The 25,135-nt window shown below is 43.0% G+C and carries 20 protein-coding genes and 1 pseudogene; 8 read left to right on the top strand and 13 right to left on the bottom strand.

Going from position 1 to position 25,135, the window contains the following annotated elements:
• The first annotated feature begins 179 nt into the window (after nucleotides 1-179).
• Complete coding sequence (locus tag QWZ07_RS01805) at nucleotides 180-1,946, top strand: ATP-dependent endonuclease (RefSeq protein ID WP_192852609.1); 1,767 nt, start codon at nucleotides 180-182, stop codon at nucleotides 1,944-1,946.
• A 175-nt stretch (nucleotides 1,947-2,121) separates the two neighbouring features.
• On the opposite strand, the gene QWZ07_RS01800 is transcribed toward QWZ07_RS01805, so the two are convergent.
• Nucleotides 2,122-2,616, bottom strand: coding sequence for a DUF1097 domain-containing protein (locus QWZ07_RS01800; RefSeq protein ID WP_017105899.1), 495 nt, complete (start codon nucleotides 2,614-2,616; stop codon nucleotides 2,122-2,124).
• A 468-nt stretch (nucleotides 2,617-3,084) separates the two neighbouring features.
• Complete coding sequence (locus QWZ07_RS01795; RefSeq protein WP_017105900.1) at nucleotides 3,085-3,990, bottom strand: LysR substrate-binding domain-containing protein; 906 nt, start codon at nucleotides 3,988-3,990, stop codon at nucleotides 3,085-3,087.
• Nucleotides 3,991-4,264: 274 nt separating this feature from the next.
• Between QWZ07_RS01795 and focA the strand changes: the two genes are divergently transcribed.
• Nucleotides 4,265-5,716, top strand: a complete 1,452-nt coding sequence (gene focA, locus QWZ07_RS01790) for a formate transporter FocA (RefSeq protein WP_192852608.1) — start codon at nucleotides 4,265-4,267, stop codon at nucleotides 5,714-5,716.
• Between the two features lie 338 nt (nucleotides 5,717-6,054).
• On the opposite strand, the gene QWZ07_RS01785 is transcribed toward focA, so the two are convergent.
• The 3 genes from QWZ07_RS01785 to QWZ07_RS01775 form a co-directional block, all read right to left on the bottom strand.
• Nucleotides 6,055-6,624 (bottom strand): YceI family protein, encoded by a 570-nt coding sequence (locus tag QWZ07_RS01785; protein WP_029223680.1) that lies wholly within the window; start codon nucleotides 6,622-6,624, stop codon nucleotides 6,055-6,057.
• The gene (locus QWZ07_RS01780) at nucleotides 6,621-7,160 is read right to left on the bottom strand and encodes a cytochrome b (RefSeq protein WP_192852607.1); all 540 of its coding nucleotides are present in this window, start codon (nucleotides 7,158-7,160) and stop codon (nucleotides 6,621-6,623) included. The genes QWZ07_RS01785 and QWZ07_RS01780 overlap by 4 nt, the downstream gene beginning before the upstream one ends.
• Before the next feature lie 153 nt (nucleotides 7,161-7,313).
• Entirely contained in the window at nucleotides 7,314-7,559 is a 246-nt protein-coding gene (locus QWZ07_RS01775; RefSeq protein WP_017059821.1) for a DUF2164 domain-containing protein, read from the bottom strand.
• 285 nt (nucleotides 7,560-7,844) lie between these two features.
• Here QWZ07_RS01775 and QWZ07_RS01770 point away from each other — a divergent pair, with 285 nt between their 5' ends.
• The gene (locus QWZ07_RS01770) at nucleotides 7,845-8,480 is read left to right on the top strand and encodes a hypothetical protein (protein ID WP_192852606.1); all 636 of its coding nucleotides are present in this window, start codon (nucleotides 7,845-7,847) and stop codon (nucleotides 8,478-8,480) included.
• A 573-nt stretch (nucleotides 8,481-9,053) separates the two neighbouring features.
• Entirely contained in the window at nucleotides 9,054-9,791 is a 738-nt protein-coding gene (locus tag QWZ07_RS01765) for an EAL domain-containing protein (protein WP_083717828.1), read from the top strand.
• A 166-nt stretch (nucleotides 9,792-9,957) separates the two neighbouring features.
• Here the strand turns inward: QWZ07_RS01765 and QWZ07_RS01760 are convergent.
• The 3 genes and pseudogenes from QWZ07_RS01760 to QWZ07_RS01750 all read right to left on the bottom strand — a co-directional run bounded on the left by QWZ07_RS01760 (nucleotide 9,958) and on the right by QWZ07_RS01750 (nucleotide 15,158).
• Nucleotides 9,958-13,018 (bottom strand): annotated as a pseudogene (locus QWZ07_RS01760) (efflux RND transporter permease subunit).
• The gene (locus QWZ07_RS01755; protein WP_192852604.1) at nucleotides 13,015-14,070 is read right to left on the bottom strand and encodes an efflux RND transporter periplasmic adaptor subunit; all 1,056 of its coding nucleotides are present in this window, start codon (nucleotides 14,068-14,070) and stop codon (nucleotides 13,015-13,017) included. Before QWZ07_RS01755 ends, QWZ07_RS01760 begins: the two are co-directional and overlap by 4 nt.
• Nucleotides 14,070-15,158, bottom strand: a complete 1,089-nt coding sequence (locus QWZ07_RS01750) for an efflux RND transporter periplasmic adaptor subunit (RefSeq protein ID WP_102298918.1) — start codon at nucleotides 15,156-15,158, stop codon at nucleotides 14,070-14,072. Before QWZ07_RS01750 ends, QWZ07_RS01755 begins: the two co-directional genes overlap by 1 nt.
• A 156-nt stretch (nucleotides 15,159-15,314) precedes the next feature.
• On the opposite strand from QWZ07_RS01750, the gene QWZ07_RS01745 reads away from it, so the two are divergent.
• On the top strand, nucleotides 15,315-16,049 hold the full coding sequence (locus QWZ07_RS01745; RefSeq protein ID WP_102383267.1) for a TetR/AcrR family transcriptional regulator: 735 nt from the start codon (nucleotides 15,315-15,317) through the stop codon (nucleotides 16,047-16,049).
• 128 nt (nucleotides 16,050-16,177) lie between these two features.
• Here the strand turns inward: QWZ07_RS01745 and QWZ07_RS01740 are convergent, their stop codons facing one another.
• From QWZ07_RS01740 to QWZ07_RS01730, 3 genes are all read right to left on the bottom strand, one after another.
• Nucleotides 16,178-17,449, bottom strand: a complete 1,272-nt coding sequence (locus QWZ07_RS01740) for a DEAD/DEAH box helicase (RefSeq protein ID WP_192852603.1) — start codon at nucleotides 17,447-17,449, stop codon at nucleotides 16,178-16,180.
• Nucleotides 17,450-17,506: 57 nt separating this feature from the next.
• Entirely contained in the window at nucleotides 17,507-18,118 is a 612-nt protein-coding gene (locus QWZ07_RS01735) for an acyl carrier protein phosphodiesterase (RefSeq protein WP_192852602.1), read from the bottom strand.
• 222 nt (nucleotides 18,119-18,340) lie between these two features.
• Nucleotides 18,341-18,469, bottom strand: a complete 129-nt coding sequence (locus QWZ07_RS01730; RefSeq protein ID WP_017059831.1) for a hypothetical protein — start codon at nucleotides 18,467-18,469, stop codon at nucleotides 18,341-18,343.
• A 446-nt stretch (nucleotides 18,470-18,915) separates the two neighbouring features.
• Here QWZ07_RS01730 and QWZ07_RS01725 point away from each other — a divergent pair, with 446 nt between their 5' ends.
• The 3 genes from QWZ07_RS01725 to QWZ07_RS26455 all read left to right on the top strand — a co-directional run bounded on the left by QWZ07_RS01725 (nucleotide 18,916) and on the right by QWZ07_RS26455 (nucleotide 22,345).
• On the top strand, nucleotides 18,916-20,139 hold the full coding sequence (locus tag QWZ07_RS01725) for an aromatic amino acid transport family protein (RefSeq protein WP_192852601.1): 1,224 nt from the start codon (nucleotides 18,916-18,918) through the stop codon (nucleotides 20,137-20,139).
• A 148-nt stretch (nucleotides 20,140-20,287) separates the two neighbouring features.
• The gene (locus QWZ07_RS01720) at nucleotides 20,288-21,712 is read left to right on the top strand and encodes a methyl-accepting chemotaxis protein (RefSeq protein WP_102325945.1); all 1,425 of its coding nucleotides are present in this window, start codon (nucleotides 20,288-20,290) and stop codon (nucleotides 21,710-21,712) included.
• A 417-nt stretch (nucleotides 21,713-22,129) separates the two neighbouring features.
• Nucleotides 22,130-22,345, top strand: coding sequence for a hypothetical protein (locus tag QWZ07_RS26455; protein WP_076670283.1), 216 nt, complete (start codon nucleotides 22,130-22,132; stop codon nucleotides 22,343-22,345).
• Here the strand turns inward: QWZ07_RS26455 and QWZ07_RS01715 are convergent.
• Nucleotides 22,287-23,015, bottom strand: a complete 729-nt coding sequence (locus QWZ07_RS01715; protein ID WP_017111961.1) for an HAD-IA family hydrolase — start codon at nucleotides 23,013-23,015, stop codon at nucleotides 22,287-22,289. The genes QWZ07_RS26455 and QWZ07_RS01715 overlap by 59 nt on opposite strands.
• A 300-nt stretch (nucleotides 23,016-23,315) precedes the next feature.
• Nucleotides 23,316-25,112 carry an HD domain-containing phosphohydrolase gene (locus tag QWZ07_RS01710; protein ID WP_076670280.1) on the bottom strand — a complete coding sequence of 599 codons (1,797 nt, stop codon included), beginning with the start codon at nucleotides 25,110-25,112 and terminating at the stop codon, nucleotides 23,316-23,318.
• Nucleotides 25,113-25,135: the final 23 nt, after the last annotated feature.

Raw genomic sequence — 25,135 nt, 5'->3', positions numbered from 1 at the left:
TTATGAAACTGCACTGCAAAAAAATACTCAAGATAGATCAAAAATCTCGTTTTGATCCGTATGAATAAAGAGTGGGTTTTGTGACAACTGAGCATACCGGATAACAATTTTTCGATTATGATTAAAGATATCTGTTAGCTTTCAAACAATTAGCAGAGCCTTCCGTTAGGAGTAAGCCTATGCAACTAGAAAGAATCGAGATTTCTGGCTTTCGAGGTATCAAGCGTATGTCACTCGCGTTTGACGAGCTAACTACGCTGATTGGTGAAAATACTTGGGGTAAGTCTTCTTTACTTGATGCTTTGTCCGTCGTTCTTCCCTCAGACGGCGTCCCATATCACTTCGAAATGACTGATTTTCATGTCGATTATTCTGTTTCACATCCACAATCTCAACATCTTCAAATTGTTCTCGCATTAAAAGCCAACGACAAGAGCGAACTCAACGCCGGTCGTTATCGCAAACTCAAACCTATCTGGGTTCAAGATGAGTTTGGCACCTATCGTATCTATTACCGAATCAGTGCGACGTTAGAACAGTATGAAACGACCACCCACTACGCTTTCTTAGGGACCGATGGCAACCCTTTAAAGCTCCATCATTCTGAAAAACTGGCGCAAGAGTTAATGACGTTACATCCAGTGATTCGTTTGCGAGATGCAAGGCACTTTGATCGTCCTTTCAACAGCAAATCGCTGAACCACAATGCTCATCTACCAGCCAATGTTCATGCTAGTAACGGTCACGCTAATAATGTGAATGGAAATGGTAACGGCCAGAGTCAAACAACCAATGGTAATGGCAGCAATGGAAACGGTAATAACGGAAATGGGCGTCAGGCAAGGATAGAAAAGCGCATCGACAACACCTGTCGTCGCTTAATGGCAATACCTGGTCATGTAAATAAAGGCGAGATGCGCAGTAGCCTAGAATCGATGCAGAGCCTGATTGAGCATTACTTTTCTTTCAAAAGTACTTCTCGACGAAATCCGAGAAAACAGAGGGATGGTTTGCTTTATTCTGCAGGGGTAAATGACAAGAGCATTCATCAACTTGTCGAAGAGACTAAGAATAAACAGACTCGTTTGTTATTCATGGGTTTGCTCAACGCATACTTACAAGCCAAAGGCCCTACCGATCTAAGACGTTGCGCGCGCCCTCTTTTGATCCTTGAAGATCCAGAAGGTCGATTGCACCCAACACACTTAGCAAGAGCTTGGAGCTTAATGCAAAAGCTGCCCATGCAGAAAATTCTCACGACCAACAGTGGCGATCTTCTTGCTGCCGTGCCTCTTCAGTCTATTCGTCGATTGGTTCGTCAATCAGACAAAACTATCGCTAATCAACTGAACATGAACCATTTCAGTAAAGATGAGCTAAGACGCATTGGTTTCCACATTCGCTTCCACCGTTCAGGGGCGCTGTTTGCTCGTTGTTGGTTATTGGTAGAAGGTGAGACTGAAGTCTGGCTGTTTAATGAGTTAGCCAACCAGTGTGGCTATAACCTTGCTGCAGAAGGTGTGCAAATTATCGAGTTCGCTCAGTCTGGTCTTAAAGCACTCATTAAAGTAGCGCAAGAGTTTGGCATTGATTGGCACGTGGTGACTGACGGAGACGCTGCTGGTAAGAAGTACGCTGCGACTGTGTTATCTAAGCTTGGTAATGATCAGGAAAGACATCGCCTTACTGAACTGCCCGATAAAGATATTGAACATTACTTGTATATGAATGGCTTCGAAAACTTTTTCCGAGATATGGTTAAAATCCCTTACGATCACCCTATCCCTCCGAAGAAAGTGGTGGCTAAGGTTCTTAAGAAACACGCGAAACCCGACCTTGCACTCGCGATCGTTTCTCACTGCGAGAATCAGGGACAAGACTGCATTCCGCTGTTACTAAGGTGGACGCTAAAACGTGTTATTACCATGGCAAACGGCAACACCTAAGCGCTTTAATTAATTGATAGGTGCTATTGATTCTCCTGCAGAGAAGTTTTTTAACTGATTACCTAAACCAAAACCAAAAAAGGCACACCAAGTGGTGTGCCTGTATAAATCGATATACAAATTAATTGGGGGTTATCTTGCAAGAGTTCACAGTGACTAAACTAAGGTTAACGAATTAAGCCTTAACTTGCTTAGCGTGTTGTTCAACCGCTTCCGAAGATTGGGTCGATTTTTCGTGAAGCCATAGCCCCGTTGCTTTCATCAAGTATCCGAATACACCACCAAGCAGTAAAGATGGCACGACAAGTTGCCAATCGCCACCTGCCGCAAACGTCGCACAACAACCAATAAAGGTTCCTGGGATATAACCTAGCCACGCTTGTTTCGCTTGAATACACATAAAGAAAGCCACAATAGCAGTAATCACATAGCCTAGAATCTCTAACCCTGCGAAGGTTGAGCTTTCGATAATCACCATTGCCCAGAATACGCCCGTCATGTTGGTCAGTAAGCTACCCGCTAGTCCTTTAACACCGCCGGTTGGCGAAGCAAAATAACTGGTGCAACCTAGGAAACCTGCCCATGACAGTAAGCCGAAAGAGATAGCTATCCATCCCCATAGACCTGACAAAATACCTGTTGTTAATGAAATCGCGACTAATGTACTCATACTATTTCTAAAGCCTAATTACGCAATTCATCGCAACCGGATTTAGCCTCACTTAAAATCAAGTAAGCATATTATGGGAAGAGCGTCTTCGTTTAGCCGATCACGATCACATTAATAATGTACGCCGATGTGCATTTATCATCAGATGGAGACCGGAATCGCTTATTCAACACATTTGGTTATAAGGGACTGTTAACCTTTCGAGCTTTATTTTGCAGCTCTTGTGGGAAATTTATACAAGGCAGAGGCTTTGATGTGTAGTTAGCCTACATGAAAAGGCGATAACGCAGTAGAAATGAACCACAAGGGCTGCCCGAAGGGTTCGGTTAAAATCGCTTTATGCTTTGTTGAAGAATATTTGCTTAGAATGACTAGGCTACATACTCTTCGCCGCGCCTAAAACGATTTTACCTCGAACAAAACTTAACCACGAAAGGTCAACAGCCCCTAGCCTTTATCAAATCTACCTTACAAAACCGACGGTTTGCCTTTCATCATGCGCTTACCTTCTCGCTTAATACACTCAGCAAGCGGGTTTTCAGCCATATCAGCACGCCAAATAAACGAAAGCGTACGTTCCATTTCAAGCTCAGGCACATTCAAGGTAACAAGTTGGCCTGATTCAACAAACTGTTCGACATCGAGATAAGGTAGACACGTTAAATATGGGCCGTTTGCAACCAAACTTCTTAAAACAGGAACGTGTTCATACTCTCGCCAAACATCAAGATCACCAATTAAATGATGAATAGAGCTATCAAAAACTTTGCGCGTACCAGAGCCATGTTCGCGCAATACCCACTTCGCTTGCTCTAACTGAGCCAAACTCACACGCTCACGCTTCGCGAATGGGTGATGTGCTGACGCAACGACCGTTAAATGGTCGGTACACCACACTTCTTGGTTAACTCGACTGTCGTCACAGCGACCTTCGATAACGCCTAAGTCATATTTATAATCTAATACGCCATCAATCACTGCATCGGTACTTTGCACGCCAAGCGAGATTCGCATCTCAGGAAAGTCGTTATCAATAATACTGATGAGGTCTGGAACTAGGTGTTCTGCCGGGGTTTGGCTAGCACCGAGTTTGAGCTCTCCACTAAGTAAATGCTGCTCGTAGAAACCCATCTCAATTTGCTGAGCATCTTGCAGTAAACGCTTCGCTTTAGGCCTTAGCCACATACCCCAATGAGTAAGGGCCATTTGCTTGCCCTGCCTTTCAAACAAAGGCCTGCCGAGCATTTTTTCCAACTGTGCAAGAGACATACTTGTCGCTGATTGAGTCAACGCCAATTTGTCTGCTGCCTGACTAACACTCCCGGAATCTGCCACTGCATCAAATACCGCAAGTTGTTTTAATGAATAACGCAAAATTCATCCTTAATTCTTTTAATAACTTATGTCCTGCTGCTCGTTTTTTGTTAAGCCGATGAGCAATTGATTTCATTCTACGCGTAACCAAATCTATATCAATAATTTTGATGTGGTTTCTAAAAATTGTCAATTTTACCTCTACCCCTCAACCCCCTAATCTGGAATGGCAGGACACAAACGAGCCCTGCAAAACATTACTGATTAACCATTACGGATTAACCAAGTCATTAACACTAGGAATTACACATGACGGATTGTTCAAGGGGGGGATATGGCAACCAGCACTTCTGAAAATCAGCAACTGTTCTCGCCAACAGAAATGATGGCGGAAGCCGAGAAGTTTGCATTAAGCAAAGCAAATAAAACCAGCAGCATGACATTGAGTTTGGCAATCATGGCTGGCGCATTCATCGGGCTTGCTTTTTTATTCTACATCACGGTAACCACAGGTAGCGCTGATGCTGGATGGGGATTAAGTCGCTTAGCCGGTGGTCTTGCATTCAGCATGGGGTTAATCCTGATTGTTATTTGTGGTGGCGAGCTGTTTACCAGTTCGGTGTTATCAAGCATCTCATGGGCTAACAAGCAAATAACCTTCACTAAGATGCTGTCTATCTGGGGCAAGGTTTACGTCGGTAACTTTATCGGAGCCATGTTCCTTTTGGCTTTGGTAAGCGCAGCAGGCTTATATCAATTAGATGGTGGCCAATGGGGTTTAAACGCTCTAAACATTGCTCAACACAAGCTACACCACAGCCCTGTTCAAGCGTTTGCTTTGGGTGTGCTTTGTAACTTGTTGGTGTGTTTAGCAATTTGGTTAACGTTCAGCTCTGCTAACGCCATGACTAAAGCAATGATGACCGTGTTACCCGTTGCAATGTTCGTTAGCTCAGGCTTTGAACACTGTGTGGCGAATATGTTCATGGTTCCGCTAGGCATCACTATTCAAGCATTCGCACCAGAAAGCTTCTGGATGCAAATAGGCGCAACACCAGCGCAGTATGCAGACTTAAACGTCATGAAATTTGTCACCGCAAACTTAATACCAGTGACAATCGGCAACATCGTAGGTGGTTCGGTATTGGTCGGCTTAGCCAATTGGAGCATCTACCGTCGCCCACAACTAAAAGAAGCAAAAATTACAGCAATAACTCAAACAACAGAAATTACGTCAGTTAAGGAAATCACTATGAACACTACAACAACTATCAAGCAAATCATGAACACTCAACCAATTACACTAAGCGTAGAAATGCCTACATCAGTTGCAATTGATTCACTTTTAGACGCTCACCTTGTTAGCGCTCCTGTGTGTGATGTTGAAGGCCGACTAGTGGGTATCTTATCTGTTCACGACGTAATGGTTGATCTTTGGTGCCAAGACTACATCCCGACTAAAGGTCAGAAAGTGGTAGACCTAATGAGCCGTGACGTTGTGGCTATTGATGCAAACGACAAGCTGGTTGATGTTGCTGAGTTCCTATGTATCGACAAAGAACAACTGTACCCGACCACAAGCATGGGCTACGCCACTCGCCTGACTTCTCTTTCTTTAGAAGAGCGTGCAAAAGCAATGAAAGTAAGCCAACCACACATGCTTCCAGTGCTAGAAAATGGCGTAATGGTCGGTGTACTGACTCGCACAGAAGTGATGCAAGCGTTACGTCCAATCTACGGCGACCGCCTAAACGTGGTTCCACAAGCTGAACTAGAAACAGCTTAACTGGCGATTGTTTGTAAAGTAAATATTTCACCAGAAACAGATTAACTAATCTTAAGCTGAACTATTAGGGATTAGTAGTTCAGCTAGATAACTCAGTCATGACAACGTTGACTGGCTAGAAGTAAATGGAGGCTTAAAACGCAACTCAAGGTTTGACACAAAACAGATCTAAACGCGTGGCCATTTACCTCAATAAAAAAGGCGCAAAGTCATTACTTTGCGCCTTTCTCTATTTTTAGCTACTTGTTCTTTTTCTAACTAACCTGCTAGTTGATATCGACCAAACTTTTGATGTTTCTAAAAATGTTGATACCAGTCAGCGATTATTGATAGCTAGATTACTTCTTTACACCTTCAACGTGCAGATCCATATCTACATAGCTTGAAGCGCCCATTACTGGAATGTTGAAGTCAGCAAGTTCTAGACGAGTTGTGCCAACGAAACCAGCACGCTCACCGCCCCATGGGTCTTGACCAGCACCGATGAATTCAGCTTCGATAACGATAGGCTTAGTTACACCGTGAAGTTTAAGGTCACCCATTACTTCAAGTTTGCCTTCGCCTTTATCAACTACTTTTGTGCTGTTGAATGTTGCATCTGAGAATTTGCTTGTATCAATGAAGTCAGAGCTACGGATGTGCTTATCACGTTCTGCGTGGTTTGAATCAAGGCTTGTTGTATCAATCGTTACGTTCACTTTCGATGCTTCAACGTTGCTCTCATCAAATGAGAAGTCACCTGAGAATGTGTTAAAACGACCTTGGATAAAGCTGTAACCTAGGTGGCTAACTTTAAAGTTAACTGAAGCATGCGCTCCTTTTGTATCAATCACGTAATCAGCGGCGTTCGCAGCGAAAGGCATTGCCATAGCAAATGCTAATCCTGTAGCGATAATTGACTTTTTCATTTTGAAGCTCCTATCATTTTTCGTAGCGTATCGTCTTTGTCGATAACGTGGTGTTTTATCGCCGCTAAGGCGTGCACTGATGCCATAATGATCAGTACCCATGCAGCATAGTAGTGAACCGTTCCTGCGAGATCAGATTGGTTTGCAAATAGTTCACCCATACTTGGTACAGTGAACCAATTGAATACCTCGATCCCACGGCCATCTGATGTCGAAATCAAATAACCTGAAATAAATAAAACCGTTAAGTTAATGTACATAAAGCCGTGAGCAATCTTCGCTGCTGCAACTTCATAGCTTTTCCCTTCCACCTTAGGTGACACGGTAACTAGCTTCCAAAGCAAGCGGATAATGGTAACGGCAGCCAAAAGAATGCCTACCGAACGGTGGTAGTCTGGCGCTGTTTTGTACCACTCGCTGTAATATGAAAGATCAACCATCCACAGGCCTACACCAAATAAGCCAAAAATCGCGAGTGCTGAAATCCAATGCATCGCTCTTGCTAAAGGGTTGTAATTTCTAACGTTGTTGTCCATGAATCTGTTCCGAATGTTAACGAGTAGTGTAGTTTTGAAAAGCGTACCCTACACCAAGTTTGTGTAACATATTATTTACCAAGCTTTACATTGGTAACATCATTTCAAATTAAACGAGTTATTCAAATTATTTGAACAAGTTTGGGCTAAACGTTAGATTTCAACGATTTGTTCGATCTCGTAAAGCTCATCTGAGATGTCTAACATTTTACGTTCCATCACTTTTTGCGCGTCTTCTATCCCCTTGTTGTAGTAAACAGCACCAAACTTTTTGCTTATGAAGTCGACCAAGAATTCCGTGTCGAACTGACCAAGTTCCACATCGAGTTCATCTTGGAGGTACTTTTGAAGCGTATGAGTGAGTTCAGACTTTTGTTTCGAATCTAATTGAATGGTCATGAATGTTTCCAAATAAAGAGTAAGTAGATCAATTGTGATTAGCTGACTAAGATTAAGCTAGCCACCAGTAACTTTGCTAACTAAGCTTAATCCTTCTAACTAATTAGAATTCCTCATAATTTAGAATACAGACTAGCGAAGTGCCAGTGCTATCCATAAAATCGCTCGGCAATAGCTAATTTTGATAGAGGGATCAAGAACTCGCACTTTGGCGATAGGTAATGGAACCTCAATTACCGTACTATTGCCCATCAATAAGATAGTAGCTGTGTATAAGGGACTTCATTGTTATTAGATCTAGTGATTAAAAGCGTCAATCAGTTTCAAGACGATTGCCTAAAGCTATGTGAACGCCACTACCCTACGGTACACAATCAAGGAATCAGTGAGCATCACATCGGCAAAGCCTTTGCCCGACGAATGGAACACACCTTTGTTAGCTTTAACCATGCAAGCAACATCAGCCCACTCGAAATGCTCTCTTCTGGTGAAAACCCTCGACACTTCCGAATCTCTTCTGAAATCGGTACCGTTTGGATGATCAGCCATCATATGGTGAGCGCAGGAAAAACCTGTCGTAAAAAGTTGATGCTAGACATTCATAACTGGCAGCAAGAGTATGGATTTGCCATTCAGCCAAATGACGTATTGATCATTGTTTCCGACCATTGGATAAGCCGAAGTAAAAACAGTAGTGAGTTGTTACATTGGTGGATGGGAGAACTCCCAGACGCGATGACGGAATACAGCCAGCAAGGCATCACTCTAAGAGAGAGTGATTCTCAATTCGCTTCCGATTTAAATAATAACTTCAGAATCAGCCCTTGCTTTATTAAATTCGGGCACCCACTCAAACGGTCAGGAAATCAACAATTGGTTCGTAAATACCTGCAACTTTATGCGGTACTTCAATGGCAGTGATAATACGGGTCAACTTTTTCATTCAATATTGAAAGTAAATTGTTAGACCTTCATCCCAATATTTTATAAAAGATAACTCATTCCCTGTTCATTAATTATTCGAACCTTCTGTTTTAATTATTAATAGTTGTTCTACTCGCCGTCTCGATTTTGAGAGATAGATATCATTTCTATGTAACTCGCTTACCCTCTCCATTTTGTAACTTTGACATTCCCCCACAATCTAAGCCTTTAACCCTACTTTTCTCTGGTGTATCAGCATTCTAGCCTTATATTGGCTGGGTTAATATGAGAGACGTTACTTAGCCATTAAATTCACAGCAACTATCAAACACAGTGAATGATAAGTAAATTTAATGGTCAATGTCATTTATCATGCTGATTTTTCGTTAATTATATTTATTTAAATATTGACCCTACAAATGAATTTTTATTAATTGACAATTTACTTACACCTGTCAATATTGTGACAGCCATGACGTATATTTCGTCATTAAATAAACACCTTTATTAGCGACTATGATTTTATCAGACAGAAGTGAATTTATTAGCTGTATATCTGTGGATGCCGATATGCAGTTTATTGCGAAATATCAAGACTTAACACTTAGAAGTGTCTATCAACCTATATTTGACAGTTCAATGACTCAGATAGGCGTTGAGGCTTTGGTTCGTATTTCGAATAGCAAAGGGGATGTTGTTCGTCCTGACCACTTCTTCCATTCCGACGATACCTTGTGCACTGACAAGATCAATGTAGAAAGGCTGAGTCGCGCTATCCATATCCGTAACTTCGCACAATCGAATATCCGCCATTTACACTTGTTTTTGAATGTTCTTCCAAACGTTGGTGAATTGTTTGCTGCAGAAAAAGTCAGTGACAGCCTGTTGGCTAAACGCCTTCATGAACTCAACCTTTCATGTGAACAAATCGTGATGGAATTAGTGGAACTGAATGCCGAAAGTGAAGAGCGTTTGAAAGATGCAGCCCAATCTCTAGCTGAAAATGGTTTTCAAATTGCTGTTGATGATTTTGGTACTCAAGCGTCAACAGAACAGCGCGTTCGTCATATCAACCCGCATATCATCAAGATAGATCGCTCTGTTATGTTAAATTTTGAACAAGGCGACACGAGCGAAATGGAGTTGGTTCTCGATCTTGCTAATCAAATTGGTGCTAAGACCGTAATCGAAGGTATCGAAACCCAGCAACAGCTCGCAGCAATGCAAAGCTTAGGCTTCGATATGTATCAAGGCTATCACTTGGCGATGCCAAAGCCGATTGAATTAGATCTCCGCCTCGCAATCTAGAACTGTCCCCTATTCTTCCTGAAGCCGCTGACCTTTGGTTAGCGGTTAGTGGTTCATAGTAAGCGGCTTTCTTGTAGCGCCAACCTTGTAGACCAAATCACACCCATAAAAAAGCCCAGTCAAAATTGACTGGGCTGGCTTAAAAGAATCTGTTTTATATCATTCCCTAATAACCCGCAGTGGACGGTTTGATTCTATATAGAATAGCGAACATCACTGGTACTACTATTAGCGTTAGTACTGTAGCAAAGCCTAAGCCTGCCATGATGGTAATCGCCATCGAGCCAAAAAATGCATCGAATACCAAAGGAATCATGCCTAAGATAGTCGTCAAAGCTGCCATAGACACCGGTCGTACACGACTAATCGCACTGTCGACAACCGCTAAGTATGGGTCTTTACCTGTTGAAAGCTCAGTGTTTATTTGGTCAAGCAACACAATACCGTTTTTTCAAAATCATGCCGCTTAGACTTAGCAAGCCTAAGAACGCCGTGAAGCTGAATGGCATATTAGTCCCTAGCAGACCAATCGAAACACCAATGATAGAGAGTGGTACCGTAAACCAAATCACAAGTGGCTTACGAAGCGAGTTAAACAGAAGCATAGTGATGATAAACATCAGCAAGTAACCCATTGGCAGTGAACCAAATAGAGATTCTTGTGCATCTTTAGAGCTTTCGTATTCGCCGCCCCAACTGATGCTGTAGCCTTCTGGTAGATCCAATGCTTCTATCTTTGGTTTAACACGAGCAAACAAGCTCGCTGGCGTTTCATCACCCAATACATCGTGGTCAGCCAGCACGGTTAACGTACGCTTTCTATCGCGACGTTGAATCAGTGGTTCAGACCATTGATGCTCGACACCATCAATCACTTGCTCAACTGGAATGTAAGTTTGTAGCGATGGGCTCCAAATTTTCACATTGTTCAGTGATTCAAAGTCAAAACGCTCTTCTTCAGGTAAACGCGCAACGATAGGTAACATATGAGTACCATCACGCAGTAAGCCGATGTTGTAACCGCCGAACGCCATTTGTAACGTCTCAGACAAATCAGTTTTTGATATGCCAAGGCGACGTGCCTTTGATTCGTTAAACAGTGGCACTAACTCTTTAGTGCGTTCACGCCAGTCGTGACGAACATTTCGTGAGCCTGGATCGGCAAGTAAGACGTCTTCGACTTCAACTGCAATACTACGCAATACTTGAGGGTCAGCACCGATAATGCGAGCTTCTATCTTCGAAGCTGGTGACGGACCAAATTCAATCAGTTTGAACTGGAACGTTGGTTGCTCAAATTCGTTCGCTAAGTCTTTGTCCAACTCGGCTAGAACCTTAAACATGGTATCACGGTCAGTGGTTCTTACTTGTAACTGGCTGTACGCTTCGTAGCTTTTCTCTGGTTGGTATGTCAGCGCGAAACGTTGCATGCCCTGCCCAACCGTTGTGGTTACAAACTCTACGTCGTCTTCTTGACGAATGTAGCTCTCAACCTTTTCAGTCTGCTTGATCGTTTCACGTACATCCGTACCTTCTGGCATCCACATGTCTACGTAAAACATCGGAGTATTTGATGGCGGGAAGAACTGTTGCTTCACCTTACCAAAACCAACGACAGACACGGCGAGCAATACGATCATGCTGACTACAGTTAACCATCTAAAACGCAATGCAAATTTCAGAGACGCACCGAATACAACGAACAGAATACCTTTGTATGGGTCTTCGTTCTCATCAACTTTATCTTCTTCTTTAAGCAGCATTTCAGCAAGGAATGGCGTCAGCGTTAGCGCCGTAACCCAACTCAAGAATAATGAGAAACACAACACCCAGAACAATGAGCCCATGAACTCGCCCGTTGCATCTTTCGACAAACCGATAGGTGCAAAAGCGGTAATAGCAATAATGGTCGCACCCAATAGTGGCCATTGCGTTTGTGTCACGATGTCTTTTGCTGCTTGAAGCTTGGTCTTACCTTTCTTCAAGCCAACTAGAATACCTTCAACGACAACAATCGCGTTGTCCACCAGCATACCGAGCGCGATGATAAGTGCACCCAGTGAGATACGGTGCAGCTCAACATCGTTGTAGTCCATAAGAATGAACGTACCGAATACGGTCAGTAGAAGCACTAATCCAATAATCAAACCACTGCGTAAGCCCATCGCAAAAAGCAGTACGATGATAACAATAGCAACTGCTTCTACTAGGCTGATTAGGAAGTCAGCCACTGATTTGTCCACTTCTTGCGCTTGGTTGTAGAAGTAGTTCAGCTCTACACCGGCAGGCTTAATGCTTTCTAAACGATCCAGTTCGGCATCTAACGCGTTACCAATTTCGACGACGTTTACGCCTGAAGAGAACGCAATACCTAGGTTAATTGCTGGCTTGCCGTTGTAAGTTAATACATTGCCAGGCTTTTCTTGGATACCGCGAGTGACCTCAGCGACATCTTTCAAACGAATCAGGTTGCCAGTGTCACGACCATGAATGATTAGGTTTTCTAGCTCTTCAACTGTGCTCAGCGTACCGTTAGGTTTGATCGTTAGGCTTTGGCCATTCAACATTACCTCGCCTGCCGATACCACACTGTTTTGTTGTGCTAACAGTGACGTTACCATCGACATATCTAGGTTCAGCGCCGCTAAACGCTCAAGTGACATCTCAACAAACAGTTGTTCTTGTTGATCACCTGCACTGCTTACTTTGCCGACACCGTCGACCAGTTCGATTTCACGCGTTAGGTAATCTGCGTACTGTTTCAGCTCAACGTAATCGTAACCATCACCGGTCAGCATGATCATCACACCGAATACGTCACCAAAATCATCAATGATCTGAACGGAATTTACACCACTTGGCAGTGTTGGCTGTAGATCGTTGATCTTACGGCGCATTTCATCCCAGATTTGTGGTAGCTCGTCTGGGCCGTAGTCCATCTTCATGCTGACCATAATTTGAGACATACCATTCGACGAGGTCGAAGTGATCTTGTCGATATAAGGGAGCTGTCTTATCTCTTTCTCAAGGGGGTAAGTCAGTTCTTCCTCAACTTCCATTGACGTAGCGCCAGGGTAAGTTGAAATAATCATTGCATCTTTAATGGTAAAAGCTGGGTCTTCTAAACGGGATAGATTACCAAAAGACGTCACACCGCCAATGGCCAAAATGACTAGAAACAGCCAGCTGATTACTTTGTTCTTTATTGAATATTCTGCGATGTTCATTCTGCTTTTCCTGACAATTTGATTCCGTCACGGAGTTTTCTTAGATTTGAATTTACAAGTAGCTCACCTTGTTCAACGCCATGAGCAATAAGTGCGCCTTGGCCGCTGATCTTGTCGACTTCCACTTCGCTTTTGAATGCTTGGCCGTCTTCCATTTTCCACACGTAAAATTGGTTCGCTTCAGCGCCCGCTTGTAGGGTCGTCATCGGTAACTGATAGCCTTGAACATCACTCAAGCCGGCTTTCGCCATATCCACATTTACCGTAACGCTCGTACCCGGCAGAATTTCGTTTTCTGGTTGCAGCATTTGCATCCAAAACTCGTAAGTGCGAGATTGCGGGTGCAGTTCACTGGTGTGCTCTAGGTAAGTCAGAGGGTATTTTCCAGAGTGGCCGCCAAAGGTTGCGTCAGGTCGATAGCTGTTCGAACGCATGTCTGGGCTGATAGACGCTAAGATCGAATCTGATACTTGAATTCGCACATACACCTTGTCGTTCTGGTACACGCTGAGTAACGTTTCACCCGGTGTCGTGTTTTCGAAACATTGCTTATCGACGGTTGAAACCGTGCCAGAAAATGGTGCTAAAAGATCTGTGTAACTCAGCTTACGTTCTGCCGCAGCCAAATTAGCCGATGCCAGTTTGTAATTAGCAGTCAGCTGATCGTGTTCTGATTGCGACAACATCTTGCTATCAAACATTTCAGAACCACGCGCCAGTTGCTTACTCGCTAATTTGAATTGTGATTTAGCGTCTGTCAGATCTTGAAGGTATGTTGCGTTGTCTAAGGTCGCCAGTAGCTGGCCTTTTTCTACGTTGTCACCAGCTTCAACCAATACTTGTTGAATCTCACCAGCAAGCTTAAATGCCAATGGTGTAAGTTCCGCAGGCATCACCTGTCCGTTAAAACTTCTGAATTGGTCAGTCATTGGCGCATCTACTTCAAAGGTTGAAACCAAAAGTGAAGGCTGCTCACGGTGGTCGGTTTCATTGTTACAAGCTTGAAGCAATAACGCAGAGACAACCACAACTGATAATTTGGAAAGGTTCATTAAATACCGCCCTCACGTAACCAAGCTTTTACTTGTTGCCCATCAGATAACACATCGACACCCGCTTCTACGATCAGGTCGCCAGAAGACAAGCCTTCAATAACCTTGCCTTGCCCATCAAGGGTGACTTGTACTTTAGAAATCAATTGAGACTCTGGGTTGTAGCGCCATAGTTCACCCTGGTCTGCTTCTTTGCTTAACCAAGCTGAATCAACAATGCCAATACCGTAGTCCGATCTGTTTTTCTGAACTTCAACTTGTGCCGTCATACCAGAAAGCAAATTAATACCTTCAGGTTTCTCGATAGACACAACCGCTTGGTAGCTGTTGGTGTCTTCGTCTGGTTGCGTTGAGATCTCTTTAAAACGTGTTGGGATACGAATGCCGCGGTGGCTATCCATCACAACCCACATGTTTGAGTTGGTCAGGTCTTGAATGGAACGGTCTTCAAGCTTTGACACAGGAATGGAGAAAGTCACATCCATCTCGCTGTGATTTAAAATATTAAGAACCGGCTGCTTTTCAGCGATTAACTGATATTGCTTACCAAACACCATCGATACCACGCCATCGAATGGAGCAACTAATGTGGTGTAACCAAGGTTTGTTTGTGCTTGGTCCAACTCAACTTCAGCGGCAGTAAAGGTGTTTACGGCTTGGTCGTAGTAATCCGTGCTTACAAGCTTCTTCGAATACAGCTCAGACGCTTGCTTGTATTGGCTGTTCGCCAGATCAAATTTTGCTTGTGCTGCATCAACCGCGATACGGTAGTCCGTTGCATCTAGCACAGCGAGTACTTGGCCTTTCTTCACCTCTTGTCCCATACGAACAGAGAACGTTTCAATATCTCCGCCCACTTGGAAAGAAAGCGCGGCACGGTCGGTCGCATCCACTTTTGCGATAAAGCTATCAAGCTCGATATCCGTCTGCTGAGGGATCTCAAACAGCTTTACTGGCTTAACAACTTGAACCGTTTCTTCTGACTGAACCTTGTTACATCCGGTCAAAGAGCTTGCGAGTAATAGTGCAGCAAACGCCACTCCTATCTGCTTACCCGTCTTGGCTTGAATAGACAAATTGGACTGCATGATGCATCTCCATTTAATTATTATGATTTATTACACAGGTGGGCAGTATATTTAATATTAAAGAATTCTCAAGCTTTACTTTCCACCTGTGCAGTATTTTTTATTTTAAGGAAAACAGTGTAGAATGTGGTAATCAGGTAAATGTGTGAAAAGAAGATGACAGAAAAGAAACAAGGTAGAAGAAGCGCAAAAGACGCCGAAGAGACTCGATTTTTGATCATGAGTGTTGCTGCGGATATGTTCTGTGAGCATGGTTATGATAGCGTTTCGCTACGAAACATCAGTGAAAAAGCAAGCGTCTCGCATAGCCTTATTCGCCATCACTTTGGTAGCAAAGAAAAAATCTGGCATGCTATAAGTGACTGTTTACATGAGTATTTTCAGTCTTACATTGCTAAGATAGTGGAAGAGTTACCAAAAGGCATTGCGCCAAACATTACTATCTATTTATTTAGTATGCGTCTCTTTAGCAACATGATTCACTCACGTAAACCGATGCAACTTATCACTGACTCTGTTCGCCAAAAAGACAACTTGGTCGATTACTTTATCGACAATGTTGGTAATGTCGAAAGACAAATCCATATGTTGGCAGAAGAATATAATGATGCGAATCCAGATAACTTGATCAACATTTATGAAATAAAATGGCAAATGATCATGTATGCGCACGGAGCGGTATGCCTAACCCCTTTCATGGAAAGCACGTGGAACGAAGGTGACATGCAATCGACGCCTGAAGAAGCATTGTTAAAACACTGGCAATTGTTCAACAAGCAAATGATCAGTATGTTCAATATCAGTGAAGAATGGATCTTGAATCCAAGCTCGATTGAAGAGCTAATTTATGAAGTCCCTTGCGTGTGGAAGTGCAATCAAGAACACCATTAATCGAATGCTTTTGTCTGCCCTGATCGTAAATTAATTGACTAAATACAAAAACGCGCCGTTACAGAACCAACTGTAACGGCGCGTTTTTATATGTATAGATCTTTAATCGAGTTCTTTACGTCCGCTTATTAGCGACGTGCTTTACCACGGTTTTGATGGATTTTAAGCTTAGCTTTCATCTTACGTTTCTCCGATGAACGACTCTTACTGCGACCACCACGGTCGGGGGCTACATCTTTTTCAAGGCTTGGTTCAAAACCCTCTAACCACTCTCGAGGCAAACGCGTATCTAGCAATCGTTCAATGTCACCCAGTAGGTAAGCTTCATCCTGACTCATCAAAGAAATGGCTAAACCGCTGTTGCCTGCGCGGCCTGTACGTCCAATACGGTGAACGTAATCTTCTGCTTTGAATGGCATATCATAGTTCACAACTTGTTCCAGCTGTTGAATATCGATACCACGAGCTGCAACGTCAGTCGCAATCAACGCGCGAACCTTGCCTGATTTAAAATCGTCCAATGCTTTTTGGCGCGCACCTTGGCTCTTATCACCATTGATTGACGCCGCTTTAATGCCGTCTAGCTTAAGCTCTTTAACTAGTGCATCAGTGCCCTGTTTAGTTTTAGTGAAGACCAACACTTGTTGCCAGTTCTTTGAACCGATCAAGTAAGCCAGCAGTTCACTCTTGCGTGATTTATCAACGGGATAAACCATCTGAGTCACCGTGTCCGCGGTGCTGTTTTTTGGCGTAACTTGAATTTCACTTGGCGACTGCATCATACGATGTGCAAGCGCTTTTATTTTATTATCGAACGTCGCAGAGAAGAACAGAGTCTGACGTACTTCATTCATGCGTGAAAGAATGCGTTTGATGTCAGGCATGAAACCCATGTCCAACATGCGATCCGCTTCATCAAGCACCAACACTTCAGTGTGGCTCAGTATGATGTTCTTTGTGAACATGTGGTCGATAAGACGACCAGGTGTTGCCACTAAGATATCTGCGCCGCCACGTAGGTTATCCGTTTGCACCTTCATGCTAACGCCGCCGTAAGCGACAACCACTTTAATGTCGGTACCTTTCGCGTAACTGGTTACGTTATCAAATACTTGTTGTGCTAATTCACGCGTTGGCACTAATACAAGGGCGCGGACTAACTTAGGGTTTGGGATAACGTTATCTTTAGTCTCGATTAATCTTTGAATAATCGGCAAACCAAAAGCTGCGGTTTTACCTGTACCCGTTTGCGCACCAGCCAATACATCTTTGCCTTCTAGCACCAATGGAATCGCTTGCTCTTGAACACTGGTTGGAGCCGTAAAGTTAAGCTCGGTGAGTGTTGTAAGCAGTTGGTCAGACAATCCAAGTTGGTTAAAATATTTAGTAGGTTCAGACATAGTATGATGCTCAAAGATTAAATAGGCGCGGATTGTAGCAAACCTGCATTACGCTGTTTACCTTTCCTTTTGATTTTTCGTCAATTGAAGCGCACTAAACTGGTTTGCTTCTTCTAAAACGCTTGGATAAAGCTCATTAAAGTGACACTGCAACTTATCATAGTGGCGTTCGAGGTCGTCGTAACAGTTTTTGAGCATGCCTAGCTTAGGCCTTCTTAAAGCCATTCGCTGTAATACCAACTCAATGGAATACATGTCTTGATAGCTTTCCAACCACCGCTGTTCTGCCATCTTTTGATGAATAGTAATGAAGTTTTCAGGCCAGTGTGACTCTTGATGTTCGAAAATCTGCTGATGACTGTCTGAACAAAAGTGCTCTAACGATTGTGTCGAGAACTGGCCCCAATGATTAGCTAAGCAGTGATCCCAGAAGACATCGAGTGCGATAGGAGCAAAGCGCTTTGTTTGATCTGAAAACAGAGATTTTGCAGAGCGAGAAACATCATGACGGTCAGTATAGCTATCGACGAATCGATGAAGTCTTATCCCGTTAGAAAGCGAATCTGAATAGTGTTTATTAGGGTCACCCTTAACGAAGTCACCTAACAGATTACCGGCTAAGTTACTGTTGCAGTGTTGGGCGATGTGTAGGTGTGCGAGAAAGTTCATTGAACCTCATTAAAGTATCGAGAACTAAGTAACATGGTAAACGTACTCGTTTATCTTCGCGAACTTTAATGAGGATAGTTTTGATATGACGTGTGAGCGAATGAGATTTGCTCAGTTTAAGAATTGTCTAATTTGAGAACGTTGAACTACAAAAACTTTTAGCTAAAGAAGCTTTCGTTTAAGTACTTTTGCTTAAAAAGCTCAAGTTAAAAATTTAAAAGCTTAGTTCGAAGACTTAAAAAGCTCTTCTGCTAATTGTTTAACTGTTTGTTCATAGTCAGATAAATCAATGCCAATTTCCATAGCATCTAACAACTCAAGACTTTCGTCATTATAAGATTGGTCACTCATAGTGCCCCCTCTATTCCTTGATGTGGACATAATGTCCTGTTAACTAGTACACCATCTTGGACTTATATTATGTCACTTTGATGAACGCACTCTACTCTACCCATTCCATATTTATAGCTTGAAGCTACTCGCGATCATTAACGCTTATTTACGTTAAAGGGGTATACGCGAACGACATATGTACTGCTACCTTACACCAAGTACAACAAATTACTCTACAAATTTTGAAGCTGATCATGGTCAAACGTTTGCTTAGACATTTCTGATGCCCTGTTACTCATTATTGTAAATATTAATTTACAGTGGATATTTTTAATTACATTAGAGATTGCATTTGGAATTAAACTCAATCAGAATACTTGAAAATCGAGATATTCTTTGGGTTTATGCGCTTAATCTAGAAGAATTACAATGAAAATACACTCTAACGTAAAGAATTATATACAATGAATAAATCAAAGGTTTTTGGTAGTACTTTGATCATTGCAGGCACCACTATTGGTGCTGGCATGCTCGCTCTTCCACTTGCTTCTGCAGGTATTGGCTTCTCAACTTCGCTTTTCTTAATGCTGTGTCTTTGGGCATTAATGGCCTTTACCGCTTTATTAATGGTAGAGCTTCATCAATTCGCAGAATCGGACGCAACCCTACACACTTTAGCTCACACAATTTTAGGGAACAAAGGAAAGTGGATTGCGAGCTTCGCCGTTATGTTTCTGTTTTACGCTTTATGTGCAGCCTACATTGCTGGCGGTGGTGCTCAATTCAACCAACGTATTTCGGATATTGCAGGCATTGAACTCAACGGCCAAATCACAACCCTTCTATTTACTCTGTTAGTTGCCGGTGTTGTGACGATTGGTACACACAGTGTTGATAAAGTTAACCGCGTTTTGTTTGGCTTAAAGCTAATCGCGATGGTTTTAGTACTTAGCTTTCTAGCACCTAACATTACTTCTCAGTACCTAATGAGCATGCCTTTGCAGCAAGGCCTGATTGTTGCGGCGATTCCGGTTGTGTTCACCTCTTTTGGCTTTCACGGCAGCATCCCTTCGATTGTTCGATACCTTGATGGCGATGTTCGCTCTTTACGTAAGGTCATGATTATTGGTTCTGCACTGCCTTTGGTCATCTATGTTTTCTGGCAGAGCGTGACTTTAGGTGTAATTAGCCAAGAACAGCTATTGTCAGACACCAACTTGGGCGCACTGTTAGTCTCACTGTCACAGACCGTTCATCAATCTAACCTTAGCGTGATCGTTGGTGTATTTGCCGATCTTGCACTGTTAACCTCATTTATTGGCGTGAGCTTGGGCCTATTCGAATTCATGGGCGATTCATTAAGCAATAAGCTAGGCAGCGCTAAGCGTGTCAAAACAGCATTGATCACTTTCGTTCCGCCACTCGGCTTTGCTTTGTTCTACCCACAAGGCTTTATCATGGCTCTGGGTTACGCAGCAATTGCGCTAGCAGTGCTTGCAATCCTGTTACCAACAGTGATGGTTTACAAAGTTCGTTACACTGATTTCGCCGTTAATGGACAAAATACTCAAGAGACTTACCAAGTATTAGGCGGAAGCAAAGCGTTGTTTTTAGCGGGTAGCGTTGGCGTGTTTATCATTGCAATTCAAATCCTTATTTCAGTAGGGTTACTACCTTCATTAGGCTAATAAACCTATACGCAGTATAAATACTTGATTGAGATCTCATAAACGATATGTTGGTATCATTAATTTTCACAATTAGTCGATTGGTATCACATTTTTATTGAGGTCGGTTATTTAGAGTCCACGGTAAAGGATTTACCGTGGAGTTTTTATGAAAGAAGTACAATTTCGAACGATCGACAAGCTGTTTATCAAAATGTCTATCAACGACAAGTTTTGGGTTATTTTCTTAATCTTTTTTGCCGCTGTGGCAAGCCTGGCTGGACTCAACTACGTCAACAAAATGGAACAAATTGACGCGAGTGCAAAACACCAGGTTGAGTATCAACTCAAAGGCATTTTATCAGCGTCAGATTCCCCTGCCTCTGTTCGTTCTGTTAGCCAACAAACTCGTCCTCAAGAAACCATCATTTCTAACAGTGGCGCGGTTACCGCAACGGCTCTTGCACAAGATGGTAACTACTACTCTCTAACCGTTTCAAATAACGAGACACAAAACCAAAAGCAGCAAGCACTGTACACTTTATTACTCAGTCTTTTATGGTGTGCGCCTTTTGGTCTTTTCTGTTACTGGGTTGCGACCTTCCTAGGTGGTGCATTATGGGTGCTTTACTCAACGACTCAAAAGATTGGTGACGGTGACTTAACCTCACGTCTTGGCTTCCACCCGGGCCGTGATGAATTTGGTACTATTGGATGTGCACTTGACCGTTCAATGGACACGCTAAGTGAACTAGTGAACAACGTAAACCACAGTGCCGCGACACTCAGTGAAACGTCGGCTTCTTTCGAAACAGAGATGAAGCGAAGCGAAACACAAATCATGAGCCAAAACGCGTCTTTGGACTCTGTGGCAACTGCAATGGACCAGATGACGGCATCAGCTAACGAAGTATCGAATATCTCTGCACGTTCAACTGAACAAACAGAACAAGATGCGCAGCAAATCAACGATAGCCACTCGAAGGTTCAACAAGCCATCTCAGAGATCAGCACACTTTCTTCTCTGATTGAGCAAACCTCATCTTCGGTGACCAGCTTAAATGTCAACACCAGCCAAATTAATGAAGTGATCACGACGATCAACGCAATCTCTGAGCAAACTAACCTACTTGCACTAAACGCGGCGATTGAAGCAGCTCGTGCGGGTGAGCAAGGCCGTGGTTTTGCGGTTGTTGCGGATGAAGTACGAACGCTGGCAAGCAGAACACAGTCGGCTACCGTTGAGATTCAAGCGATGATTGAGCGCCTGCAACAAGAAAGCCAGAACATCGCTAAAATCACTGAACAAACGGTTGATCAGGCTCAAACCAGCAGCCAACTGATTTCAAATATCGGTGATGACGTGAATTCTATCGCGGCTTCCGCGAATACCTTGATGGACATGAGCATTCAGATAGCCACTTCTGCAGATGAGCAAAGTAATGTAGCGAATACCATCGCGGCAGAGCTTAACGATATCCGCAGCCAATCAGATGTGATTAAAGATGTGGCCCAAAACTCTTCAAATGGTGTATCTAAGCTAACTGAAGCCTCCGTATCTTTGTCTCAAACTTTGGCAAGATACCGCACTTAAGGCTCGACGCTATAATGTTCAAAGTCATAACGTTCAAAGTCATAACGTTCAAAGCCATCACGTTCAAAGTCATAACGTTCAAAGCCAACGCTAAAGTGGCTTCCAGTTAACGTGAAGAGAAAACAAACTAAGAAGGACTCGCACTGAGTCCTTTTTTTATTGACGATCGTTAATAGCAACTTCCATTAATGCCAACTTCCATTGATAACAACTTGCATTGATAACAACTTGCATTAATAACAACTCCCACCAATAACCATAGGAAACACACGGTCTTTAAAGATGAGATTATCATTACCATGAAGCAAGTCGCAAAGGAGAGATTATGAAGGGGCAAAACTGTCTAATAATCGAGCTTAGGAGTAATCTAATTAAACGGGTCTTATTTTCGCTTACCCTCTTGCTGCAGGTGACATAATGAATAATACAGAAGCACCAAACAACGAAGACATCACATGCCCTCTATGCCAACACGACGAATATCTGCTCTCAGAAAGCGGAGAAAAGTTTACGTGCGCATCTTGCGGTTTCCATACCAAACAATTTAGCAAAATAGTCAGCCTTCAAATAGGCACTACCCCACCAAAACTCCAGAGTTCGGTATACCATTCATTGAGCAATGCTTGCCATTAATCCAAACTGAAATTTCTTCTAAACTGTAAATATCCTGAGCCGCTAGCTCTGCTATGTCGGCTTCTGGATCATCATTCAGTGAATCTTCAATCGTTGGTCTCAGTCTAAAAGATTGAATACCCGCTCGAACCCCAGCTTCAATACCTTTCACCGTGTCGTCAACATAAATACATTCGTTTGGTAAAAAGCCCATATTCATTGCGGTATACATGATCAAATCAGGCTCAGGTTTCCAACTGTTAGCATCAAATGCCGAAAACACTTTGCCTTTAAAGTCATCAAGCATACCCGTCATCGCTAATGATGATTCGACTCTCGATTTCGGGGCGTTTGAAGCGATACAAAATTCGATGTCTTGTCGTTTTAGAAATTCAATCAGCTCAATAGCGCCATCCATAGGTTTCAAATGACGCTGGAAAAGTGCTTCAAGCTCTGAGCGGTAAAGTGGTTCAAGCGTATCAACGGATATCGACAGTCCAAGGCGTTCTTGTGTATCCATCAATATATCGGCCAACTTCCCACCTTGAAAATGGGCGTAACAGTCGTTCACGTTTAAATCAGCGCCGAAACTCGAGAATACGTTCACTAGAGCTTGGCAGCACAGTCTTTCGCTATCGATTAACGTTCCGTCACAATCAAAAATTACACACTTAGTTTGTTCCAACCGCATAGAAATTTCACTCGCTTTGAATCCAAGCTTTATCCTATAAGGTTATCTTCAGGCTCGGCATGATTAAGCTAACACTTTACCTAAACTTAGTTATTTTTCTTTGCAAAATATGCAGCTGATCACCTTATGATTCAATATGCTTAAGCATTTTCATCTAACTTAGAGATATATGAACAGTGTTTTCAGTCCGATATTTTATAAATGATAATTAGTCTCAAGCACAAATATAAACAGGTAGAATACGTCGCGTAGAAAGAATGGCGGGAGAAATGGTTTAGCTCACCCTATGATGAGCTAAAATCACGCACAGTTGGCTTGTTGAGTAGTAGCAGCTAAAGCAGCCGATTCTGAATTGGAACTATCTGGGTAAGCGTCTCTGATCGCAACAAACTCTGGTAAATGGTCCAGCAATAGCTTGGCAAGCTCAGGATCAAACTGTCGACCGCACTCTCGTTCAAATAGGTCTACAACCATTTCTAACGGCCACGGCTCTTTATAGCAACGTGCGCTCAACAATGCGTCGAAAACATCGGCTACGGCAGTAATGCGTGCAAACAAATGGATTTCATCAGCAGCCTTACCATTTGGGTATCCTTCACCATCCCATCGCTCGTGATGCTCATTGGCGATAATCGCAGCTAAGTTAGTGATGTCACCCGCTCCACTGATCAGCAAATTGTAGCCTGCCGTGGTGTGCAACTTCATCACTTCCCATTCTTCATCCGTTAGTTTACCTGGCTTGTCGAGAATCGATTCTGGCACTGAGATTTTACCTACATCGTGCATCGGACTGATGATTTCAAGCATTTCTACTTCACGGTGGCTTAAACCTCGATGTTTCGCCAAAAGTGCTGATAACTTAGCAACACGCTTTACGTGATTACCCGTTTCGCCAGATCGCGTTTCAATGGCTTCGCCTAACACATGAATCATGTCTTTCTGAACGTTCAGTGTTTGCTTCTGCAGAGCGAGAATCCGCTTGTTCTTCTTTGCCAGCTCTTTCTTTTGACGCAACGTAATAAACTGCATCAAGATAATCAGGCTTAAGCCCGCAATCACCATGGTCAAGCCCATCAGCAGTTGGAAGTTCTTACGAATAAAAGAAGAAGGTTCATTGATGACAACAGATTCTTCAGGTAACGCACTCTCACCGATGCCGAACTTTTTCATCGCCGGATAATTGAATACGAAACGTATGTTGTCACCCGGTACCAACGGTGAAGAGAAACCAAGCGATACGTACTTGTCTAACGCATCAACGGCTTCTTCGCCCATACTTTGTGAGTGATTAACATAACCGCCCAACACGTCACCTAAGATATTGAACTGCCATAGTGCGAACACAGGAGCCGCGCTTGATACTGACAAGGTTTCAGCGATCTCTTGATAAGAGTGATAAACGCCTTGTGCGAGTTCCGTGTTGTAGTGGCTGAGCAGAACTGCATCATCAACTGAGATAGTTTTTAAGTACTGTCTCGTCTCTTCAAGGGTCTGATTTCGAATTTCAACCAAATTGATATCGGGGAAACCAACCATCACCTTTTGTACTTCTTTACGAATCAACTCAGAAGTGACACTGTAATCATTGACAAAGTACAGGTTCTTAAGGTTTGGCCTTAACTGGGAAATCAACTCGATGTTAATGTCGATATGATCATTCTCGTGAAGCACGGTTGCTCTGTCAGTAATCGCGTACATGTCGGTACTGGTATCATTAATGCCAACCGCAACAACAGGTGTATTTCGGTCAATTAATGAGCTGATGGATTCAAGAAAATTTGCTGCGTTATCATCGGTAACAATGACACCATCCAAGTGATAACCTGAATACTTAGCTTTAAAGTAATCGACAAGCGAGTCGTAATATTCCGGACTGTTGATACGCTTGGTATCTAGATACTCAATTGAAAGTTTAACTTCGACTTGAGATTGATTGAACGCGTTATCGATTCCCTTTTGGAAATCGGCGGTCCATTGATAGGAAGGTCCATAGGAGTGGATAACTAGGATGTGCTTGATATCCCAGTTGTTAGCGTAAGTAGCTGTAGAAAAAGCGCTAACACACAATACAGCGATTGATATCAATAGCTTGTACATACCGGACCCTGTTTAAAAGACGG

The organism is Vibrio lentus (genome assembly GCF_030409755.1).
GTDB lineage: Bacteria > Pseudomonadota > Gammaproteobacteria > Enterobacterales > Vibrionaceae > Vibrio > Vibrio lentus.
Note: the sequence above shows the minus strand (reverse complement) of the source record. Positions and strands in the feature narration are given on the sequence as shown.